This is a genomic window from Henriciella sp. (genome assembly GCF_029936995.1).
Lineage (GTDB): Bacteria > Pseudomonadota > Alphaproteobacteria > Caulobacterales > Hyphomonadaceae > Henriciella.
Window position 1 is genome coordinate 532,650 of sequence record NZ_JAPYRE010000002.1, and the last position, 19,969, is coordinate 552,618.

Annotated in this window: 22 protein-coding genes, 1 tRNA gene and 1 other RNA gene; 12 read left to right on the top strand and 12 right to left on the bottom strand. The window is 60.9% G+C overall.

The genetic code is table 11. The features are described from left to right. Positions 1-58: 58 nt before the first annotated feature. From ssrS to Q1K31_RS06945, 4 genes are all read left to right on the top strand, one after another. A non-coding RNA gene (gene ssrS, locus Q1K31_RS06930) (6S RNA) lies at positions 59-215 on the top strand. Positions 216-260: 45 nt separating this feature from the next. Continuing rightward, positions 261-1,121, top strand: a complete 861-nt coding sequence (locus tag Q1K31_RS06935) for a DMT family transporter (RefSeq protein WP_300378161.1) — start codon at positions 261-263, stop codon at positions 1,119-1,121. Between the two features lie 37 nt (positions 1,122-1,158). Beyond that, a complete protein-coding gene (locus Q1K31_RS06940; RefSeq protein ID WP_300378163.1) occupies positions 1,159-2,613 on the top strand; it encodes a lipopolysaccharide biosynthesis protein in 1,455 nt (484 codons plus the stop codon). Positions 2,614-2,621: 8 nt separating this feature from the next. Then, on the top strand, positions 2,622-3,344 hold the full coding sequence (locus Q1K31_RS06945) for a septation protein IspZ (protein WP_300378165.1): 723 nt from the start codon (positions 2,622-2,624) through the stop codon (positions 3,342-3,344). On the opposite strand, the gene Q1K31_RS06950 is transcribed toward Q1K31_RS06945, so the two are convergent. After that, positions 3,307-3,870 (bottom strand): NUDIX hydrolase, encoded by a 564-nt coding sequence (locus Q1K31_RS06950; protein ID WP_300378167.1) that lies wholly within the window; start codon positions 3,868-3,870, stop codon positions 3,307-3,309. The genes Q1K31_RS06945 and Q1K31_RS06950 overlap by 38 nt on opposite strands. 113 nt (positions 3,871-3,983) lie before the next feature. Here Q1K31_RS06950 and Q1K31_RS06955 point away from each other — a divergent pair, with 113 nt between their 5' ends. Next, complete coding sequence (locus tag Q1K31_RS06955; protein WP_300378168.1) at positions 3,984-4,541, top strand: MarR family transcriptional regulator; 558 nt, start codon at positions 3,984-3,986, stop codon at positions 4,539-4,541. 2 nt (positions 4,542-4,543) lie between these two features. Here the strand turns inward: Q1K31_RS06955 and Q1K31_RS06960 are convergent, their stop codons facing one another. Genes Q1K31_RS06960 through ccmA form a run of 5 tightly spaced genes read right to left on the bottom strand, consistent with a single transcriptional unit; the run spans position 4,544 to position 7,209 of the window. Continuing rightward, positions 4,544-5,065, bottom strand: coding sequence for a redoxin family protein (locus Q1K31_RS06960; protein ID WP_300378170.1), 522 nt, complete (start codon positions 5,063-5,065; stop codon positions 4,544-4,546). Beyond that, on the bottom strand, positions 5,062-5,214 hold the full coding sequence (locus tag Q1K31_RS06965) for a hypothetical protein (protein ID WP_300378172.1): 153 nt from the start codon (positions 5,212-5,214) through the stop codon (positions 5,062-5,064). Before Q1K31_RS06965 ends, Q1K31_RS06960 begins: the two co-directional genes overlap by 4 nt. A gap of 6 nt (positions 5,215-5,220) precedes the next feature. Continuing rightward, positions 5,221-5,952, bottom strand: a complete 732-nt coding sequence (gene ccmC / locus Q1K31_RS06970; protein WP_300378174.1) for a heme ABC transporter permease CcmC — start codon at positions 5,950-5,952, stop codon at positions 5,221-5,223. A 22-nt stretch (positions 5,953-5,974) separates the two neighbouring features. Further along, positions 5,975-6,637: a heme exporter protein CcmB gene (gene ccmB, locus Q1K31_RS06975; protein ID WP_300378176.1), complete on the bottom strand. Its 663-nt coding sequence runs from the start codon at positions 6,635-6,637 to the stop codon at positions 5,975-5,977. Beyond that, complete coding sequence (gene ccmA / locus Q1K31_RS06980; protein WP_300378178.1) at positions 6,634-7,209, bottom strand: heme ABC exporter ATP-binding protein CcmA; 576 nt, start codon at positions 7,207-7,209, stop codon at positions 6,634-6,636. Before ccmA ends, ccmB begins: the two co-directional genes overlap by 4 nt. Before the next feature lie 136 nt (positions 7,210-7,345). Between ccmA and acnA the strand changes: the two genes are divergently transcribed. Together acnA and Q1K31_RS06990 are read left to right on the top strand one after the other, a co-directional pair. Continuing rightward, a complete protein-coding gene (acnA, locus tag Q1K31_RS06985) occupies positions 7,346-10,123 on the top strand; it encodes an aconitate hydratase AcnA (RefSeq protein ID WP_300378180.1) in 2,778 nt (925 codons plus the stop codon). Between the two features lie 113 nt (positions 10,124-10,236). Further along, positions 10,237-10,701, top strand: coding sequence for a hypothetical protein (locus Q1K31_RS06990; protein ID WP_300378182.1), 465 nt, complete (start codon positions 10,237-10,239; stop codon positions 10,699-10,701). A gap of 34 nt (positions 10,702-10,735) precedes the next feature. On the opposite strand, the gene phaR is transcribed toward Q1K31_RS06990, so the two are convergent. Beyond that, positions 10,736-11,368, bottom strand: coding sequence for a polyhydroxyalkanoate synthesis repressor PhaR (gene phaR / locus Q1K31_RS06995; RefSeq protein ID WP_300378184.1), 633 nt, complete (start codon positions 11,366-11,368; stop codon positions 10,736-10,738). 171 nt (positions 11,369-11,539) lie between these two features. Between phaR and phbB the strand changes: the two genes are divergently transcribed. After that, positions 11,540-12,265 carry an acetoacetyl-CoA reductase gene (phbB, locus tag Q1K31_RS07000; protein WP_300378186.1) on the top strand — a complete coding sequence of 242 codons (726 nt, stop codon included), beginning with the start codon at positions 11,540-11,542 and terminating at the stop codon, positions 12,263-12,265. Here phbB and Q1K31_RS07005 read toward each other — a convergent pair whose 3' ends face one another. After that, on the bottom strand, positions 12,266-13,030 hold the full coding sequence (locus Q1K31_RS07005; protein WP_300378188.1) for a thermonuclease family protein: 765 nt from the start codon (positions 13,028-13,030) through the stop codon (positions 12,266-12,268). 68 nt (positions 13,031-13,098) lie between these two features. Between Q1K31_RS07005 and Q1K31_RS07010 the strand changes: the two genes are divergently transcribed. Beyond that, a tRNA-Arg gene (locus Q1K31_RS07010) sits at positions 13,099-13,175 on the top strand. A gap of 6 nt (positions 13,176-13,181) precedes the next feature. Here the strand turns inward: Q1K31_RS07010 and Q1K31_RS07015 are convergent. After that, the gene (locus Q1K31_RS07015; RefSeq protein ID WP_300378190.1) at positions 13,182-14,411 is read right to left on the bottom strand and encodes an aminotransferase class V-fold PLP-dependent enzyme; all 1,230 of its coding nucleotides are present in this window, start codon (positions 14,409-14,411) and stop codon (positions 13,182-13,184) included. Between the two features lie 70 nt (positions 14,412-14,481). On the opposite strand from Q1K31_RS07015, the gene Q1K31_RS07020 reads away from it, so the two are divergent. Then, the gene (locus tag Q1K31_RS07020; RefSeq protein ID WP_300378192.1) at positions 14,482-15,465 is read left to right on the top strand and encodes an alpha/beta hydrolase; all 984 of its coding nucleotides are present in this window, start codon (positions 14,482-14,484) and stop codon (positions 15,463-15,465) included. Here the strand turns inward: Q1K31_RS07020 and Q1K31_RS07025 are convergent. From Q1K31_RS07025 to Q1K31_RS07035, 3 genes are read right to left on the bottom strand one after another with little or no spacing between them, the layout of a single operon-like run. After that, entirely contained in the window at positions 15,462-16,436 is a 975-nt protein-coding gene (locus tag Q1K31_RS07025) for an N-acyl homoserine lactonase family protein (RefSeq protein WP_300378194.1), read from the bottom strand. The genes Q1K31_RS07020 and Q1K31_RS07025 overlap by 4 nt on opposite strands. 43 nt (positions 16,437-16,479) lie before the next feature. After that, complete coding sequence (hisI, locus tag Q1K31_RS07030; protein ID WP_300378196.1) at positions 16,480-16,869, bottom strand: phosphoribosyl-AMP cyclohydrolase; 390 nt, start codon at positions 16,867-16,869, stop codon at positions 16,480-16,482. Next, entirely contained in the window at positions 16,869-18,062 is a 1,194-nt protein-coding gene (locus tag Q1K31_RS07035) for a CoA transferase (protein WP_300378198.1), read from the bottom strand. Before Q1K31_RS07035 ends, hisI begins: the two co-directional genes overlap by 1 nt. Before the next feature lie 132 nt (positions 18,063-18,194). On the opposite strand from Q1K31_RS07035, the gene Q1K31_RS07040 reads away from it, so the two are divergent. Beyond that, positions 18,195-19,013: an enoyl-CoA hydratase gene (locus Q1K31_RS07040; protein WP_300378200.1), complete on the top strand. Its 819-nt coding sequence runs from the start codon at positions 18,195-18,197 to the stop codon at positions 19,011-19,013. 12 nt (positions 19,014-19,025) lie between these two features. Next, on the top strand, positions 19,026-19,922 hold the full coding sequence (locus Q1K31_RS07045; RefSeq protein WP_300378202.1) for a hydroxymethylglutaryl-CoA lyase: 897 nt from the start codon (positions 19,026-19,028) through the stop codon (positions 19,920-19,922). The last annotated feature ends 47 nt before the right edge of the window (positions 19,923-19,969 follow it).

Below are 19,969 nucleotides of genomic sequence, written 5' to 3' on the forward strand. Positions count from 1 at the left end.
ACAAAAGCAATATGCCCCTACCAAAGCGCATTCTCAGTGATTACCTGTATGAGTTGCACAAGGGCTGAGGTGTTCGTGGACGCCAGCTGTCCGCCGACCTTACGTTCCGTCAAGGGAGCTGGCTCTGGGACTGGCCGTGGCCTATCCTAACCGGCACCCACCTAGTTGCTAGGTCGACGGGACACGAGAGCAGAGACGGCACCACCGGTCCTTGTGCGCTTGACTTTGTCTGCCGGGTAGCAGAACGCAACGGCTGCACCATGCCCGATAGCCTGCTTCCCGTTCTCCTCTGCCTGTTTTCGGCCATAACTGTCGCCACGGCCAATTTTGCCGTGAAGCGCGGCGGAGACGTGTTGAGCGCACGCATGGTCCTGTCGCTGACCTCCGCGGCCTGCGTCCTGCCTTTCGCCTTTATCGTGCCCCTGCCGGAGCGCGGCCTCTGGATGCCGATCGCGATCGCGATTGCAGCCCACTGGGTCTATCAGTTCTTCATGATCCGGGCGCTGCACCGGGGAGACCTGTCGCTGGTTTTTCCCGTTATGCGCGGCCTTGCGCCGATGATGACGGCAATTATCGCGGTCTTTGCGCTGAACGAGTTTCCAGGCCTGTTTGGATGGATCGGCCTTTCGCTCGCCACGGCGGCCCTGTTTGTGTTTGCGTTGCCGCAGGGTGGTAGCCTGGGTGAGAAAAAGATGAACCAGTCAGCCCTGTTCTGGGCGGGGCTGACTGCGGCCGGCATCGGACTTTATTCCGTGACAGACGCCTATGGGGTGCGCATTGCCGAAAACAGGTTCACTTTCATCGTCTGGCTGTTCCTTCTCGACTGGATGGGCACGACGGCAGTTACGGTATGGACGCGGCGTGGAGAGCTCCGTGCCCGCCTGCGCCCACAGCTGGCAGGCGGTATGGTTGGTGGTGTGGCGAGCGTGCTGTCCTATGGATCGGCGCTTCTTGCCTTCTCCATGACAAACGCAGCCACCGTGACAGCGATACGGGAAACATCGGTCGTATTCGGGGCTATTCTTGGCGCGGTTTTCCTGAAGGAAGGCTTCGGCAAACGCCGGATTATCGCTGCGGCAGTGCTGGCCGCAGGGCTCCTTCTGCTCGAGGGCGATATTTAATCCTCCCTTCGGATATCGCTGTTAGGCAGCATCTGTCATGAAGCTCACCCGTCACCTTGCCGGATACCTGCCAGCCAACCTTGCCAGCGCAATGGCGTCCTTCGGCGGAGTGTACGTCTTTACACGCCTGCTCGGGGCGGATGAGTATGGCCGCTATGCGCTGATGTTCTCTGTCCTGGCGCTTATCCACACAGCGACACTGGCTCCGGCAGAATCGGCAGCTTACCGCTATACCGCACAAGCCAAGGTCCGCGGGGAGACAGCAGATCATTTTGCCACGGTGCGTAGCCTGCTCCTCCGTTCGCTCCTGGCTTCGGCCTTCCTGATGATACTCCTGACTGTGAGTGTCGCACACATGCCGCGCTATTTGCGGATCCTGCCCTGGATGGCCATGCTCCTGCCGTTGGGCACATTGCTGCAGGCAACACTGGAAGCGCATAAGGCGAACCAGCAGGTTGGCCGCTATGCAGCCATCCTGTCGGCCAAACTGCTCGGGGGCTTTGCAATCGGAGCGATCATCGCCTGGCAGACCCATATCGGGGCGGCTGCACCGTTTATCGGCCTGTTCTGTGCTGCAGCCCTGCTGTGTATCGTGCAGCTACCCTGGCTTAACAGGATGGCGAGTGGCGGCAAGGCTGACCCATCCCGCCGGCGGGTCTATCTTTCCTATGGTTTGCCGATCGCCGCGGCGCTTGCACTGGACCTTGTCCTGTCCGCAGCTGACCGGTTCCTGATCGCCCTGTTCCTCGGTGAGGCTTCGGTTGGTGCCTACGCGGCCGGTTATGGCGTTGCAGACAAGACAATTCTCCTGCTGTGTGCCTGGGCGGCCATGGCCGGCGCCCCGCTAATGCTTGCCGCTTTCGAAGAGCATGGCGAGGTTGCGGCCAGAAAAGAAGCAAGGGGGCTTGTTTCCACAATGCTTCTGATCGGTCTGCCAGCGGCAACCGGGCTGGCTCTGGTGGCCGAACCGCTGGCAGAGGCGCTGATCGGGGAAGATGTTCGTGCGGGAGCAACGCTCATCATCCCATGGATCGCTTTTGCAGGGCTGATGAACGGTCTCCTGATCCATTACTACACCGAAGCCTTCCAGCTTGCCCAGAAGACGGGCGAACAGGCCTTGCTCATGCTGGTGCCGGCGGGCACCAACATCTGTGCAAACCTGGCCCTTATACCGGCGCTTGGCCTGATCGGCGCGGTCCTGGCCACCATTGGCAGTTATGCGCTGGGCATCGCTCTGATCGCGTGGCGTGGACGGCGCTATGTTGCGCTGCCAATGCCATTCGGGCAACTGGCGCGCATCGCTGTGGCGTCATTGGCCATGTGGCCAGCTGTGGCGCTTGTGCCTGATTTTGGAAGCTGGCCTGAACTTTTCTGCAAGGCAGCGGCAGGCGCAGTGGTCTATATTGCAGCCGCCTGGGTCATCGATGCTGGCGGGACAAGGTCTTTCATGCGAGACAGATTTCGCACATCCAGAGCAGGCAGGACTTCGTAACTGTTATCATGAGCGAACAGAAATCAGATATCGACACCGCCGCTGACAAGGCTAACCGCATCTGGGGCGACCTCGTCCCGGTTATCGGCTTCGTGCTTGTCTATAATATCCTGCGGCTGACCAAACTCGATACCGCGTGGATCAACAAGGATACTGCGCTTTACTGGGCCACGGCGGTCCTGATCGTCCTGACGCTGGGCGTTATCGGCCAGAAGCTCATCAAGAAGCAGAAGATTCCGGCCTTCCTGGTTATCACCTCGGCGATTGTCGGCGGCTTCGGCCTTCTGGGCATCCTGCTCCAGGAAAAGTCCTTCATCTATATCAAGCCGACGATCCAGAACCTGTTCCTGGCCGCCATCATCTTTGGCAGCATGGCTGTGGGGCAGAACGTATGGCGTGTCATGTTCCGGGACGTGTTTGCCTTGCCAAATCATGCCTGGACGCAGCTTTCAATCCGCTGGGGTCTCTTCTTCGTGGCCATGGCCGTCTGGAATGAGTTCCTGTGGCGCTATTACGCTCCGGGCTTCGAGGAGCCGCTGCGCTTCGCCGGTGTCATGCTGGCCCCGGCAGGCTCGTATGAATTCCTGGGCCTGACCTTTGGCGACAGGAATGCCGAGGATGTCTGGGCGAACTGGAAGCTCGGCAATATGGTCATCACCTTCATTTTCGGCGCTGCCAATGTGCCTTACACCCTCAAACACCTTGAGGAGGAACCGGTGGCTGGCGAGTGATTTTCTCGGTCCCGGCCGGGTTTCCGAACGGGGCGAAATCGTCAGCCTCGCGGGTTTCGGCATAATGAGTGAGTGCCCAGACCACAGTCGGAAATGCGAGTTGCGACCACGGGATATCTTTCCAGTCGAATAGCTCTGTCTCAAGACTCTCTGGTCCCGGACGGAAATCCGATTTCAGCTCTGCGCGAAACATGATCTGGACCTGGCCGATCCTGTGTACGGTATACATCGCCAGCACGCGGTCGATCTCGATGGTTGCGCAGGCTTCCTCGCGGGCCTCGCGCATGGCAGCTTCCTCGATTGACTCGCCAAGTTCCATATAGCCGGCCGGGAGCGTCCAGTAGCCCTTGCGCGGCTCAATGGCCCGACGGCAGAGCAGGATCCTTTCGTCCTTCGTCACCACGGATCCAGCGACAATCCGGGGGTTCTCATAATCGATAAATCCGCAAGTATTGCAGACGCGTCTCTCGATATCGTCTCCCTCTGGTATCCGGTATTCGAAGTCTTCAGGTGCCGATTGTGTCATGATGCTGTAATTGACTCGCTCTATTGGGTAAAAATTGTTGATCCGCACACGGTTTGTTTTTGCACGGATCGGACTATTTGATCAGGATGGTCGCAGAGAAGGATAGGGATGTCATGAGCGAGCAACAAGCGGATACGATTTTCGATCTGGCGGCGTCTCCCAGTCACCTGCTCCACCGGGCCCAGCAGGCTGCCGTCAACCTGTCCGCAGGCGCACTGACAGAGCAGGGGCTTACACTGCGCCAGTTCGCTGTTCTTGCCGCACTCGCAAAGGCAGACGGCCAGAGCCAGTCCAGCCTGGTCGAGCGTACCGGCATTGATCGCTCGACCCTCGCCGACATGGTCGGGCGGATGGAAACGGCCGGTTACATCAAACGCGTTGAATCGACCGAGGACCGCAGGGCAAAGGCCGTCTCGCTTCTTGCGAAGGGACGTCATTCCTATGAGGCGGCTGCCCCCGCCGTGGAAGCCGCCGACAAGGAAGTCCTCTCCCTGATCCGGGCCAATCGCCGGGTTGGCTTCCTCGCCTCTCTCGCCGCCATTGGCGGACCAGAGGATGAAGTCGATATTCTCGAAGAGGCGGCAGAAGATGATGGCAAGAAGTCCAAGGGCAAGAAGTCCAAGGACAAGAAGGCCGACAAGAAGAAAAAGAAGAAGAAAAAGAAGAAGTAGGGCTAGCCGCCGAGCGCGGCACTGACCTCTTCACGACGATTCTCATCAAGCACGCCGCGGACATGCATGATGATCTGGCCATCGGGGCTGATTACGAAGGTTTCCGGTACGCCCGTCAGGCCGAAGTCCAGCCCACCCTGGCCGTCACGGTCGACGCCGATCTTTTCGAAAGGGTTCCCGAGTTCCGCGAGGAATTCGCGTGTTGCTTCAGGGGCATCCTTGTAGGCAAGGCCATAGACTTGGCCTGGATGCTTCTGCGCGAGCCATGTGATGTCGCCATGCTCGGCCCTGCAGGGGCCGCACCAGCTGGCAAACAGGTTGACCATGACTGGCCTGTCGCCCGGCGGCGGCGCAAAGCTGATGGACTGCGAACTGTCTTGCAGCAGGGGGAAAACCCTGTCCGGCGCCACGCGGTCTGCCTTGGCGGTGAAGCTTTCCTCAGCGGGGCGTATCAACTGGATGCCCCCCAGTATGCCGAGCCCGGCAAGCGCGGCCAGCGGCAGTATGGCCTGCCAGCGCTTCATTTCAGATCACCCTCTGTCAGGCGCGCCAGACGCCGTCTGGCAAGACGTGCCTTGAGCCCGGCATAGACGCCCAGCAGGGCCGGAACGACAAGCCCGATTGCGAAGATCGCCCAGATGAAAGCGGCATTCTGTTCAAACTCTGGAAGCATCCTTGATCAGCCTCCTGCCAGCTTGCGTGCGAGGATCACATCGGCCCGGCGCTGCCAGACCTCCGCGCGCATGAGTGTCAGCGTCAGGGCTGCGAAGAAGATCATGTGGCCGAGCGCGCCAATAAGGAGTGGCGTGAGATAGACAGCCGGCATGGCCGGACCATCCATCCGGATGACGCTCGCGCCCTGGTGCAGCGAAGCCCAGATGTCGACCGAGAACTTTATCAGCGGCACGTTCACCGCGCCCACCATGGCGAGGATCGCGCCGGCTTTCGCTGCTTTCTGGCGTGTGTCCATCGCGGCCCGCAGCGCCATGTAGCCGAGGAACAGGAAGAACATGACGAGGACTGACATCATTCGTGCATCATCCCAGAGCCACCATGTGCCCCATGTCGGCTTGCCCCAGATCGATCCGGTCGCCAGGCACATCGCGGTATAGCCAGCGCCAAGCGGCGCAATGGACTTTGCCGCCATGTCGGCGAGTTCGTGACGCCAGATGAACCAGACAAAGCTCGCCAGTGCGAGACCGAGATAACTGCCCATGGCGAGCCAGGCCGATGGCACATGTATGAACATGGCGCGCATGATGTCCCCGCCCTGATAGTCGTCCTTCGGGACAACCCAGAGACCCTGCCAGACGCTCCATGCAATCAGTGCCACGCCTGCAATGAGGCAGACAGGCGCCAGCCAGCGCGAAAGCGCCATGAAACGGTGAGGATTGGCGAAGATTGAAATCATGTCGTTCCTCAATACCTGCCGGTCAGTCGACCGCCAAGCGCAGCGCCGCAGATGCGGCAAAAGGTGCAACGCCCAGCGCAAACAGGGTCGAGGCGGCGAGGAAAAGCAGGTTTGATGTTTCACCATCTGGCTGGGCGGCAAGCCCGCCGAAAATGGCCGTCGGGATGAACAGGGGCAGGGCGAGCAGGGCGATCAGCAGTCCGCCGCGCGGGACGCTTGCGGCCAATGCACCGGCGACCCCGCCCCAGAGGAAAAAAGCCAGTCCGCCAAGGCCATAAGCAAGCATGGCGGGCAGCAGAGCGTCGGCAGGCAGTTGCAGGGTCAGCCCGATGAGCGGTGTCAGCAGAACCAGTGGCAGGCCGGAAACCAGCCAGTGGGCGAGAATCTTGGTGGCCGCGACAAGAAACAGCGGCGTTTCCTCCTGCGCCCAGAGGTCCAGCGTGCCGTCCTCAAGATCGGCCTGGAACAGCCGCTCCATCGAAACAAGCGAGGCCAGCGCCAGCGCGACCCAGAGCACGCCCGTGCCGATCGCGGCAAGCTGAGCGGCATCCGTGCCGACAGTAAAAGGCACAAGCATCGCCGCCCCGGCAAAGAAGCCGATGGGCAGGAGCGCACCTGCGCCACTGGCCCAGGCTTCTGTGATTGCCTGCCGGAAGGCGGCACGGAGGGGGGCGGGAGTGTTCACAGTACCATCTCCCGGTCTGCCTCGAAGGGGGCTTCGCCATGCAAGGCCGCAATGATGCCGCCGCCTGTTGCGCGATGGGTGGCCATCATCTCAGCCAGCAGGGCGCGTCCATTCGTGTCGAGGGCGGTGAACGGTTCGTCCAGCAGCCAGACCGGACGCTCTGACAGAAGCAATCTTCCCAGTGCGGTACGTCGGCGCTGTCCGGCAGAGAGCAGGCGGCCAGCGACGTCCAGTGGACGCTCAAGCCCCATGCGATTAGCGATTTCGACCGGGTCAGCGGAGCTGCCCCAGGCCCGGGCCCAGTGCTGCAGGTGCTGGCGCGGGGTTTCATGCGGCTTGATCGCATTGCGGTGGCCGATCCAGTGATGCGTGCCATCCAGGCGCACTTCGCCGACCGCAGGCTGGCTCAAGCCTGCAATGATACGAAGCAGTGTTGATTTGCCAGATCCGTTTGGCCCGCGCAGCACGATGGCTTCCCCCGGACGCACGGTCAGGTGCAGGCCGGAAAACAGGATGCGTTCCCCGCGCACCGCGCCCAGCCCGTCGGCTTCGATCAACAATCCATCGGTCAAAGTCTGCCCCTCGTGACAAATCGCCCATGATGCTGCGATTGCACACTTGGTGATAGGCTAGTATGACGCGGGCAACGAAGCGCCGCGCGCCTTTGCGCGCCCTGATTGCTGATACAAGAAGAGGTCATTTCAGACGATGCCATCCCTCGACAGTTTCAAGTCCCGCCGCAAACTCGAAGCCGGCGGCAAGACATATACCTACTATTCGCTTCAGGCGGCCGCCGACAATGGTCTTGGCGATGTCTCACGCCTTCCGGTCTCGCTCAAGGTGCTGCTTGAGAACATGCTGCGCCATGAGGACGGCAAGACCGTCACCAAGGACGACATCCTCGCCTTCAAGGAATGGCTCGACAAGAAAGGCGATATCAATCACGAGATCGCCTACCGTCCGGCGCGCGTCCTGATGCAGGACTTTACCGGTGTTCCGGCTGTCGTGGACCTTGCCGCGATGCGCGATGCCTCCGAGAACCTCGGCGCTGATGCCGAGGCGATTAACCCGCTCGTACCGGTCGACCTCGTCATCGACCACTCGGTGATGGTTGACCACTTCGCCGGTCCGGAAAGCTTCAAGAAGAATGTTGATATCGAGTATGAGCGCAATGGCGAGCGCTATGAGTTCCTGCGCTGGGGCTCCAAGGCATTCCGCAATTTCCGCGTTGTCCCGCCCGGCACCGGTATCTGTCACCAGGTGAACCTCGAATATCTCGGCCAGACCGTCTGGACGAAGGAAGAGGATGGTGAGGAAATTGCCTATCCTGACACCTGCGTCGGCACGGACTCACACACCACGATGATCAATGCGCTTTCGGTTCTCGGCTGGGGCGTTGGCGGCATCGAGGCAGAAGCAGCCATGCTCGGCCAGCCGGTTTCCATGCTGATTCCGGAAGTCGTCGGTTTCAAGCTGACCGGCAAGCTGGCTGAAGGCGCCACCGCGACCGACCTCGTCCTTACCGTCACCCAGATGCTTCGCAATCATGGTGTGGTCGGCAAGTTCGTCGAGTTCTTCGGCGAAGGCCTCGCCAACCTGACGCTTGAGGATGAAGCCACGATCTCCAACATGGCGCCGGAATATGGTGCGACCTGCGGCTTCTTCCCGGTCGATGAAGAAACCATCCAGTATCTCTCCGACACGGGCCGCGAGACAGACCGCGTGAAACTGGTCGAAGCCTATGCCAAGGCGCAAGGCTACTGGCGTCCGGAAATGTCGGACCCGGTCTACAGTGCAACGCTCGAGCTTGATCTCGGCAGCGTCGTTCCGTCACTCGCCGGACCGAAGCGTCCACAGGACCGCGTCCTGGTGTCCGAGGCCGATACGGCCTTCCGTGACGCACTCGCTGAAATCCGCGGCGGTCCCAAGGATCCGGAGACGACACCGAAGTCCAGCGGCGAAGCCCGTTTCGTCGATGAGGGCGCACAGAACGTCTACACCGATCCGGAAAAATACGGCGTCTCCATGCATGCCGTTGAGGGCACGGATTACCACCTGCATGACGGCTCGGTCGTCATCGCGGCGATTACATCGTGTACCAATACATCCAACCCTTCCGTAATGCTGGCTGCAGGCTTGCTGGCGCGCAATGCGCTAGAGAAGGGGCTTGGCCGCAAGCCATGGGTGAAGACATCGCTTGCTCCGGGCTCGCAGGTCGTGACCGACTATCTCGACCGTGCTGGCCTGCAGGACGATCTTGATGCGATGGGCTTCAACCTCGTCGGCTATGGCTGCACGACCTGTATCGGCAACTCCGGCCCGCTGCCGCCAGCCATTTCGAAATCGGTCAATGAGAATGACCTGGTTGTCGGCTCGGTGCTTTCGGGCAACCGTAACTTCGAAGGCCGGATCAGCCAGGATGTGCGCGCAAACTACCTTGCGTCCCCGCCGCTGGTCGTTGCCTATGCCATTGCCGGCTCGCTGCACATCAACCTGACCACGGACCCGCTCGGCAAGGACAAGGATGGCAATGATGTCTTCCTCAAGGACATCTGGCCAACCTCCCAGGAAATCGCTTCCGTGATGCGTGAAGCCGTGACACCGGAAATGTTCAAGGAGCGTTACAGCGACGTCTTCAAGGGCGACGAGCACTGGCAGACCATTTCGGTGACCGGCTCGAAGACCTATTCCTGGCCGCCCGGCTCGACCTATGTTCAGAACCCGCCCTACTTCGAGGGTATGACGCTGGATGTGGACCCGGTCGAAGACGTGAAGAACGGCCGTATCCTCGGTCTCTTCGCAGACTCCATCACCACCGACCACATTTCCCCGGCCGGTTCGATCAAGGCGGCCAGCCCGGCTGGCGAATACCTGCAGGAGCATCAGGTCGCCCCGACGGACTTCAACTCCTACGGCTCGCGCCGTGGCAACCATGAAGTCATGATGCGCGGCACATTCGCCAATATCCGCATCAAGAACCAGATGGTGCCGGGTGTCGAAGGCGGCGTGACCATTCACCATCCGTCTGGTGAGCAGATGCCGATCTATGACGCGGCGATGCGCTACAAGGCGGATAATGTTCCGCTGGTTGTCTTCGCTGGCAAGGAATACGGCACCGGCTCCTCACGTGACTGGGCCGCCAAGGGCACCCTGCTTCTCGGCGTGAAAGCGGTCGTGGCCGAGAGCTATGAGCGTATTCACCGCTCCAACCTGATCGGCATGGGCGTGCTGCCGCTTCAGTTCAAGGACGGCCAGACCTGGCAGTCACTCGGCATGGATGGCTCAGAGGAAGTGACGATTGAAGGCATGGACGGGATAAGCCCGAGCCAGGACCTGAATGTCACCATCAAGAAGAAGGATGGCTCGACCGAGACGGTCACGACGCTGGTGCGGATCGATACCGAGAACGAACTCGATTATTACCGCAATGGTGGCATCCTGCACTATGTGCTTCGCAATCTCGCAAAAGAAGAAGCGGCCGCCTGATTTCAGCGGTCTTGAGGATTGTCTGTGGAAACCGCCCCTTTTCGGGGCGGTTTCTGTTTATGAAGATGGTGATGAATTAAAACTGTCATGCATCGCCGCTAAGGGCGGATGCGATGAAACATTTTCTGATCCTGATGGCCCTCATGGCCGCCTTTGCCCCCGCAGCTTTTTCGGAGCCGCCGGCGTCTGCTGATGCGTCCGTCCAGAAAGACGGCGTACTGGTTTTGGCCTGCAAGGGGCCGGAAGCCTGCCCTGCGGTCAGGCTGGCAAGCGCCGGATCAGATACAGCAGCCCCGTCCCATACGGATAACTGGGTCGCCCGGCGCATCCAGATCGAGCCCGTCTCCGGCGGATTTGTCGTCGACGGGATGATACCGGAACCACTGGAAGTGCATCTTGTCAGCTACCTTTCCGGCAACGCGAAGACGACGCAGACAGTCAAGCCTGTGACAGGCTCGAAGATGCTGGGGCTCTGGACAGGTGGCCGGGTCAAGTACGCCTATGACTGCGAGACGAGCTGTGCTGTCATTGTGCAGACGCGAGAGCAAGGCACAGTCCTGCGCGCTGCGGCGCTCTAACACTGCAGGCCCGGCGTACCCCGACGGGGCAGAGCTATTTTTTCTGTGAGAGGTTTTCCAGCTGTTCCTGCATCAGCTGCATCTGCGCCTTCAGGGCGGCAACAGTCGCATCGCGGTCCTCTTCGCCTGAAGCAGAGGGCTGGTCCGGCGCGCGGTCCTGACGCGGGGGCTTTTCCGTCTGGTTCTGGGGGCTGCCTGAAGATTTGTAGGCGCTCTTCGCGGCAGGCGGCGTGAACATCTTCATCGCCTGTTCGAACATTTCCATATTGCGCCGCGTCTGCGTCTCGAACATGGCCATCGGGTGGGCACCGCCCATGGCCTTCTTCCAGCGCTCCTGGCTTTCGGCAAAGCTGTTCATGCTCATGTCCAGCCAGGCCGGGAGCATGTTCTGCGCGCCGCCGCCATAGAAACCGATCAGCTGGCGCAGGAAGGAAAGGGGCAGGGCTCCGTCGCCCTTGGTTTCACGCTCGAAAATGATCTGCGTCAGGACGGCCCGGGTCAGATCCTCTCCGGATTTCGCATCGCGAACCTCGAAATCGACTTCGCGGCGCACAAGCTCCGCCAGGTGGTCAAGCGTGACATAGGAGGATGTCGACGTGTCATAGAGCCGGCGGTTGGCGTACTTCTTGATAATTACAGTTCCGTCTGAGCCGTTGCCCTTGGTCATTTCGTGCCCCTGTCTTCGCCAGTTGCGGCGAGATTTTACCATTATTGCAGCATTGGTTGCATGAAAGTCTCTGACTTTCAAAACCGCATTTCTAGCTTATACATATCATGCTTACACCGGGTTGAGCATACGCAGCAAAATTTTTGCTGCGCAATAAGCCAGGAGGAACGAATGGGACGTGTTGCACTCGTAACCGGAGGCACCCGGGGCATTGGCAAGGCCATCAGCGCAAGGTTGAAGGCCGATGGCTATGAGGTGGCGGCCAATTACAGTGGCAATGCCGAAGCGGCAAAGCTGTGCGAGGAAGAGCTCGCCATAAAATGTTACCGTTTCAACGTTTCCAGCTTCGAAGAAACGGGCGCAAGCCTGCAACAGATCGAACGCGACCTCGGGCCGGTTGATGTCGTTGTGAACAATGCCGGGATTACCCGCGATGCGCCCTTCCACAAGATGAGCCTCGAGCAGTGGAACGAGGTGATCGATACCGATCTTTCATCCGTCTTCAATGTCACCCGGCAGGTCTGGGATGGCATGCGTGAGCGCGGGTTCGGCCGGGTGATCAATATTTCGTCGATCAACGGCCAGAAGGGCCAGTTCGGCCAGGCAAATTACTCCGCCGCCAAGGCCGGCCTGATCGGTTTTACCAAGGCACTGGCCCAGGAAGGGGCAAAACGCGGGATAACGGTCAATGCCGTCGCGCCCGGATATATCGACACGGACATGGTGCGCGCCGTGCCGGAAAAAGTGCTTGAGGGGATTGTCGCTGGTATCCCGGTCGGGCGTCTGGGCGAGGCTGGGGAAATCGCCTCGATATGTGCCTATCTCGCCTCTGAGGAGGCCGCCTTCATCACGGGTGCAACCATGACGGTCAATGGCGGGCAATACATCACCGGCTGATCAGCGTGTATCGAGATCCTGCAGGTGCAGGGGGTGGTCGAGCTCCATACGCTCCCCGCTCACCCAGCCCCGCAAGAGGTAGGGCTTCCCGGCCGGGGCATCACAGGCCGGACGGGCATTGAACGTCATGTCGATGATGAGATCTGATCCCTCGACCTGTCTTGAGCAGAGAATGCTGCGGCGCCGGTCCTCATCCCGCTGCGGCGCCTCAGCAGCTTCGCCAAGCCGGGCGGACACGATGGTGAACCCTCTGTGGCTGGCGTCAAGCGCTTCGGCAGGGACCGGCCTGTACGCGCTTTCATGCCAGAGCCCGCGCACCGAACTTCGGGCCACTTCTTCCGCTTCCAGGAGTGTCGCGCCGCCGCGGTCCGTATCGGGATACAGGCGCACACGCACCGCGCCACGCCGGACGAGTTCAAGATTGATCCAGTAGTCTGGTCCAGAATTGTCTGCCGTTGTGATGTGAGCAAGTGCACGGTCATAGCGGTCACGTGTGAGGCCGGGATAATAGAGACGTACCTCGCGGCCCATCACGAGATCCTCCAGCATACGGGCTGACTTCTCCGCATACGGATCAGGATCATCGTAGCGGCCATTCCGGGCCGGGGCCTCGATCCCGACAAGCCGGACGCTCTGGCCTGTATCGAGGACGAGTGCATCCCCGTCTATGACGCGCACGACGCGTCCGCGTTCTCCGGGCTGCATCCCTTCCAGCGGTGATTTTGCGCTGCAGGCCGCGCTGGCCAGCAGAAGAAGCCCGGTCATTAAACGCACTGACAGCATAACAGCCCCTTCAACCCCACAGAAAAACAGGGTATCGCACATTTCTGGCTGGCCCCGTAGCTCAGCAGGATAGAGCAACAGATTCCTAATCTGTAGGTCACAGGTTCAAATCCTGTCGGGGTCGCCAGTCCTGTCAGGTGACGGTGGCGCGTTTGCGGAAGGCCTCATTGTCCCAGCTGCGGGTGGTGAGAATATCTTCCAGCCCCTCCATCGCCGTCCAGATATCCTCGAAACCGAGATAGAGCGGCGACACGCCGAAGCGGATCGTGTCCGGGGCGCGGAAGTCTGCCAGTATACCGCGCGCGATGAGTGCCTGGACCACTTCATAGCCGTTCGGGTGGGTAAAGCTGACATGCCCGCCGCGCTGGCTGGCGTCGAGCGGGGAGGCCACTTCCAGCCCCATGGCCTGTACGCGGGCTATTACGAGGTCGCCCAGCGCACGGGCCTTGTCCTCGATCAGGCCTGCATCCAGCGCTTCGAAGACTTCCAGCGCGCCGGAAAGTGCGGAAAGCGACAGAATGGGCGGTGTTCCCGAGGCCATGCGCCGGATGTCGGGAGCCGGGGTGTAGGACGGCTCGAAAGCGAAAGGCCGGGCATGCCCCATCCAGCCGGGTAGGGGCGTGTGGAGCGTGTCGCACATCGTGTCCGAGACATAGAGAAAGGCTGGCGCGCCCGGGCCGCCATTCAGGTATTTGTATGTACATCCCGCCGCGAGCCGTGCGCCGGCTGCTTTCAGGTCGAGCTGGATAACCCCGGTTGCGTGGCTCAGGTCCCAGATGATCACGCCACCTGTCTCTGCGGCCCGGGATTCATGGGCTGCGATGTCGCGCACTTCTGCATTGCGATAATCAATTGCGCTCATCACCAGCACGCCACCTGTCTCGGCCAGTGTGTCGGGGCCGTTTCCACGCCCTGCCCGGATGAAATCCGTGCCTGCAAGGTTTGCCAGCGCTTCAAGGATGTACTGGTCGGTTGGAAATTCGCCCTCCTCGACGATCAGGGTGGGTGATTTGGCAAGCGGGCGGGCAGCCGCAGCCAGTTTGTAGAGGTTCACCGATACGCTGTCGGCGATGATGACCTCGCTTTCGCCTGCGCCGATGAGCCGGGCAATCTGCTTGCCGATATGCACCGGCAGGTCGAACCAGCCTGCTGTGTTCCAGGCAGAGACGAGCTCTTCGCGCCATTCGAATGATCCGGCGCGCGACAGCGCGTCGAGAGCCGTGTGCGTGGCCGGGCCAAGCGAGTGGCCGACGAGATAGATCGTGCCTTCAGGGATATCGAATGCTTCGCGGGCATGGCGCAGGATGTCGTGCTCGTCCTGGGCCTGTGCCGCTTCCCGGCTCTCCGGAATCGTATAGGTCATGGTGCCTTTCCTCTTGCACGCTGGCCGGCGGGGCGTTCAGATGACGTGGAAACCGGTCCGGGAGCAAGGGATGAAATGGTATCATGCGATCTGCGCAACAGTCATGCTTGTCCCGGCCTGCATGGCCCCACCAGAGCCGGCTGATATGGCGCGCGGGGCTGGGCCATCTGAAGTGAGCGACAAGGCGTCTGCCAGTGAAGCCCGCCTCATGGGCTGGGCCGACCTCACCGGACGCCCGCTGCCAGAACCGGACCGTGTGCTCCAGATCGGTCCCGACCCGGAAACAGATGTCGTTGATCTCTGGCTGCCCGATGAAGAGGCGCCCCACCCGACCGTGTTGATGATCCACGGCGGCTGCTGGCAGAAGGAGATCGCTGACCGCACCCTGATGAACTATGCCGCTGCGGCGCTGCGCGAGGAGGGGATGGCTGTCTGGAATATTGAGTATCGAGGCGTCGATGAGCCTGGTGGTGGCTATCCGGGAACGTTCGGGGATGTAGCCCGTGCGGTGGATGCACTTAGCGCACGCGGGCCTGCGCTCGGGCTGGATACGAGCCGGGTTGTCGCCTTCGGGCATTCGGCAGGCGGCCATCTGGCGCTCTGGGCGGCGGCGAGGCCAAACCTCCCGGAGACGAGCCCGTTACATCAGGATGACCCGTTCCAGCTGGCAGCAGTCGTCAATTCGGGTGGGCTGGCTGACCTGGAAGCTTCGGCGGACGTGACCCAGCCGGGATGTTTGGCTGACATCATGGGCACGCTTACAGGGGCCCCATCAGAGGCACGTCCTGACGTCTTTGCTGATACTTCTCCGGCCGAACTCCTGCCCCTGGGGGTGCGTCAGATCAATGTAAATGGAACCCGGGACCGGATTGCGCCCCCCGAGCTTGGCCGTGCCCTGACAGAAAAAGCGGAAGCGGCCGGCGATGACGCACGGTTTGTTGCCATCGATGCAACGGGCCATGTCGAGCTGGTTTCACCGGGCAGCCTGGCCTTCGACATGCAGACCGGGATGCTGAAGTCGCTTCTCGGTCTGGACATGCCGCAGGAAGACTAGCGCATCACGTCCGGCAGGTCTTCTGTATCTGCCGGTTCATGCTGGATGATGACCCTTGCGCCAAGTGTCCCGGCGCGGTCTTCGAATTCCTGCATGGACTGACGTGTGGCCTCTTCGCTGGTGTTGAAGGCGGGCACGCGTTCGTTCTCGCGGCTTTCCTCCATATGCCACAAGTCCCCGGTCAGCAGGACAGGGCCTGTCTCGGGAAGGTTCACCAGCAGTGAGGAGTGTCCCGGTGTATGGCCGGGCGTCATGAAGATCACGACCGAGCCGTCGCCGAAGACATCATGATTGTCGAGGATGATTTCATGCTCGAGCAGGTCGAATCCGGTGAAATCGTTCGCGGCCTCGCCTGAGCTTTCCGCGTCACCCTCGGTGGAAGCGGGGAACATGTGTTCATACTCGGTTTCGTTGACCAGCCATGTCGTGCCGGTCCGGTCAATCTGGTCGACCTGGCCTGTATGGTCGAAGTGGCTGTGCGAGATGGCCAGATACTCGATGTCGGAGAGGCCGAGATCCATGTCTTCCAGCTGCTCGCCAATCGTCTGCTCGAGCGAGACCGTGAAAGGGCCCTGTGTCTGTTCGCCTTCGGAGGTCAGGACACCCGGCAGGCCAAGATCCCAGAGCATGTCACCTTCCGGATGACGCACGAGCCAGCATGTATTGGCAAACGTGTCGGTCTGGCCGTCATAGTCTCCATTGGTTGAGAAGATGCCGAGGTCGGAAACGTAGATTTCACCACAATCGAGTTTGATCAGCTGAAGCGAGTCAACGCTATCGCTTGAGGCTTCATCGACGGGATCTGCTGTTTCCGCAGGCGTTTCGGCACCGTCCACGTCTGCACTTTCGGTTTCGCCGGTCTGCGCGGTTTCAGTACCGGCCTCTTCTGCAGGTGGCTCACTGTCCGGCCCGGAACAGGCGGCGAGTGCCATCACGAAGGCGCTAGTCGTTACGAGTGCAAGTTGTTTCATCGGTTCAGCCCCTTGATGCTTTGGATGAATTCTAACGGATTGATTATATGTAAGTAAGCGCGTGACCGGCACTTTCGATCCGACGATAGAAACAGGATGGCCGGTCTGTGTGGCAGGCAGCACCGGTCTGACGGACCTTGAGCAGGATCGCGTCCTGGTCACAATCGACCAGAATGTCAGTCACTTCCTGCGTGTGGCCGGAACTCTCGCCCTTCGTCCAGAGCGTTCCGCGTGAGCGGGACCAGTATGTGGCCCGGCCGGTCTCGATCGTTTTCCTGAGAGCTTCTTCATTCATCCAGGCCAGCATCAGGACGTCGCCACTCTCGACATCCTGCGCGATGGCAGCGATCAGACCGTCATTGTTGAAGGCGGGCCGCAAGCTCAGGGTTTCATCCTGTTTCCGGCCCTTCAGCGGGGGGTCATAAAGCGCCATCAGATGATGCCTTCCTGTCTGAGACTGTCCTGCTTGCCCGCATCATAGCCGAGCCCGTCCAGTATGTCTGCGGTGTCCTCGCCTAGGGCCGGGCCGGTCTCGCGAACGTTGCCGGGCGTGGCGGAGAGCTTGGGGACGACGCCCTGCATCGGGAAATCGCCCAGCACCGGATGAGCAATCCGGATGATGGCCTCGCGTGCCTTGATATGAGCGTCTGCCAGCATGTCCTTGGCGGTATTCACCGGTCCGCAGGGGACGCTATTTTCTTCGCAGAGCGCCAGCACCTGTGCGGTCGTATGCTGGCGGGTCCAGTCCGAAATGAGCCCATCCAGTTCAAGCTGGTTTTCCCCGCGTGCATCATGGGTGGCATAGCGCGGATCGTCGGCCCAGCCTGCCCCGCACATCGCCGACAGGCGCCGGAAAAGGCTGTCCTGATTGGCTCCGATGATGACCAGGCCGTCAGAGCACGGATAAACACCGGACGGGGCGACGCGCGGCAGGATCGGGCCTGTGCGTTCACGTGTGTGGCCGGCGAGTGCATATTCCGGGATCAGGCTCTCCATGAAAGCCATGACGGTTTCGTAGATTGCTGCATCGACGACCTGCCCCCTGCCGGATTTTTCGCGGGCAAACAGGGCCATCATCGTCCCGAGCGCAGCGAACGTGCCGGTCATCGTGTCGCCAAGCGAGACGCCCGCACGGGCCGGCAGCCTGTCCGGCTCGCCGATCAGGTGGCGCAGGCCGCCTTTGGCTTCGCCAACACTGGCATAACCGGCCTTGGCGCTCTCCGGGCCGGTCTGGCCATAGCCGGAAATGCGGGCGATCACGAGCCGTGGGTTGATCGCGTGCAGCACCTCCGGACCGATATTCCAGCGCTCCAGCGTGCCAGGACGGAAATTCTCGATCAGGACATCGGCATTTGCCGCCAGTTCCTTCAGGATCGCCTGTCCTTTCTCCGTGCGCAGGTTCAGCGTCAGCGACTTCTTGTTGCGTGCGATAATCGGCCAGAACAGGCTTTCGCCATCCTTCTTGACGGCGCCCCAGTTGCGGGCCGGGTCTGGCGCGTCGCGGGCCTCGACCTTGATAATCTCGGCACCGAAGTCACCGAGAAGCTGGCCGCAGAAAGGCCCGGCGATAAGCTGGCCAAGCTCGATAACGCGAAGGCCGGAGAGTGGCGGGGTCTGATTGGTCATATCTTGCATGTTGGCTGTTTGGCGTTGTGCACCGTATCCCGCAAGAGCCTTGTCAGTTTTTTCGAGAGTGCCGATATAGGCGAAACAAGCCCGAAGATGGCGTAAAGCAAGACCTGGAAGGGGAGGAAATCAATGAGCGACTTGAAGGAAATCCTGACGGACATCGAGAATGGTGTCCTCACCATACGGCTCAACAGGCCGGACCGGTTGAATGCCTGGACGCCGACCATGGCCAATGAAATTGCCGAGACCATCCGTTCAGCCGCCACCGACGATGCCGTGCGTGTGATCGTCGTGACCGGTGAAGGTCGCGGCTTCTGTGCGGGGGCGGACATGTCGGGCCTTCAGGGCATACAGGCCGACGGGCAGCAACAGCCGGATGCGCACAAGCCGGACATGTCCGACCCGATCGAGCAGACTTTTCCCAGCCGGTTTGGCTACCTGTTCGCCTGTCCAAAACCGATCATCGCGGCGATCAATGGGCCATGTGCGGGCATCGGGCTTGTTTTCGCCCTGTATGCCGACCTGCGCTATGCTGCTGAAGATGCAAAGTTCACCACGGCGTTCTCCCAGCGCGGCCTGATTGCCGAACACGGCATTGCCTGGCTCTTGCCGCGCCTTGTCGGAGAGGCCAATGCGCTCGACTTGCTGTTCACGGCCCGCAAGTTCAACGGCCGTGAAGCCGCACAACTCGGCCTCGTTAATTCAGCCCTGCCCGCAGGTGATCTCGATAGCCATGTCCGCGATGTCGCCAGCCATCTTGCGACCCAGGTTTCGCCGCGGTCCGTTGCCGTCATGAAACGGCAGGTCCGTGAATCCTATTTCCAGAGCTTCGCTGACAGTCTCGACGTTGCAGACCGGGAGATGGAAGCGAGCTTTTCCACATTTGATTTCGAGGAAGGCGTGGCGAGTTTCGTGGAGCGCCGGGCACCGGCTTTTCAGGGCCGATAGGCAGGAGAGTGAATGACAAGACGTATCGATATTGTTGAGGTCGGCCCGCGTGACGGGTTGCAGAACGATCCCGGCAATCTGACGACAGAGCAGAAACTTGAATTCATCGCCCGCCTGGAAGAGTGCGGCGTCAAGCGCATGGAGTCCGGCAGTTTCGTTTCGCCAAAAGCGGTGCCGAAAATGGCGGATTCGGCGGAAGTCTTCATGGGGCTCGACCGCACAAGGCCGACACGTCACATTGCGTTGGCCCTGAACGAAAAAGGCGTGCGCCGGGCGATTGATGCCAAAGCCGACGAGATCAATTTCGTGCTGGTGGCCGGGGAAGGATTTGGCCGCAGGAACCAAGGCATGAGCCCCGGCGAAAGCGCAGACATGCTGGCCCAGTGTGCGCCGCTCATTCACGAAGCGGGTATCCCGCTCTCTGCGACAATATCGGTTGCTTTTGGCGACCCCTATGACGGTGAGGTCGACCCTGCCGTGGTCGCCAATCTCGCCGCCCGCGCCCAGCGCGCCGGAGTTGGTGAGCTGGCGCTTGGTGACACGATCGGTGTGGCGTCCCCCTGGCAGGTCCGCGCGCTGACCGAACGGGTCGTCATGGAAGCCCCGGATGTCTTCTTGCGTATGCACTTCCACGACACGCGCGGGGCTGCGCTTGCCAATGTGGCTGCTGCTATCGAGGAAGGCGTTGACGTCATAGATGCCAGCTGTGGCGGCATCGGCGGCTGCCCCTTCGCGCCCGCGGCCACAGGCAATGTCGCAACAGAAGATGTCGTATACATGCTGGAACGCTCGGGCTTCGATACGGGGCTCGATCTTTCCAGGCTCATCGAGACAGCCAAGTGGCTCGAAACGGTTCTCGGCCATGAGGTCAGCTCAAGCCTCAGCAAGGCAGGTGGCTTTCCGGCCTGAGCGGCTCATGCCCCGGCGTCAGACTTGCCTGCCATGACCTGTCCCGC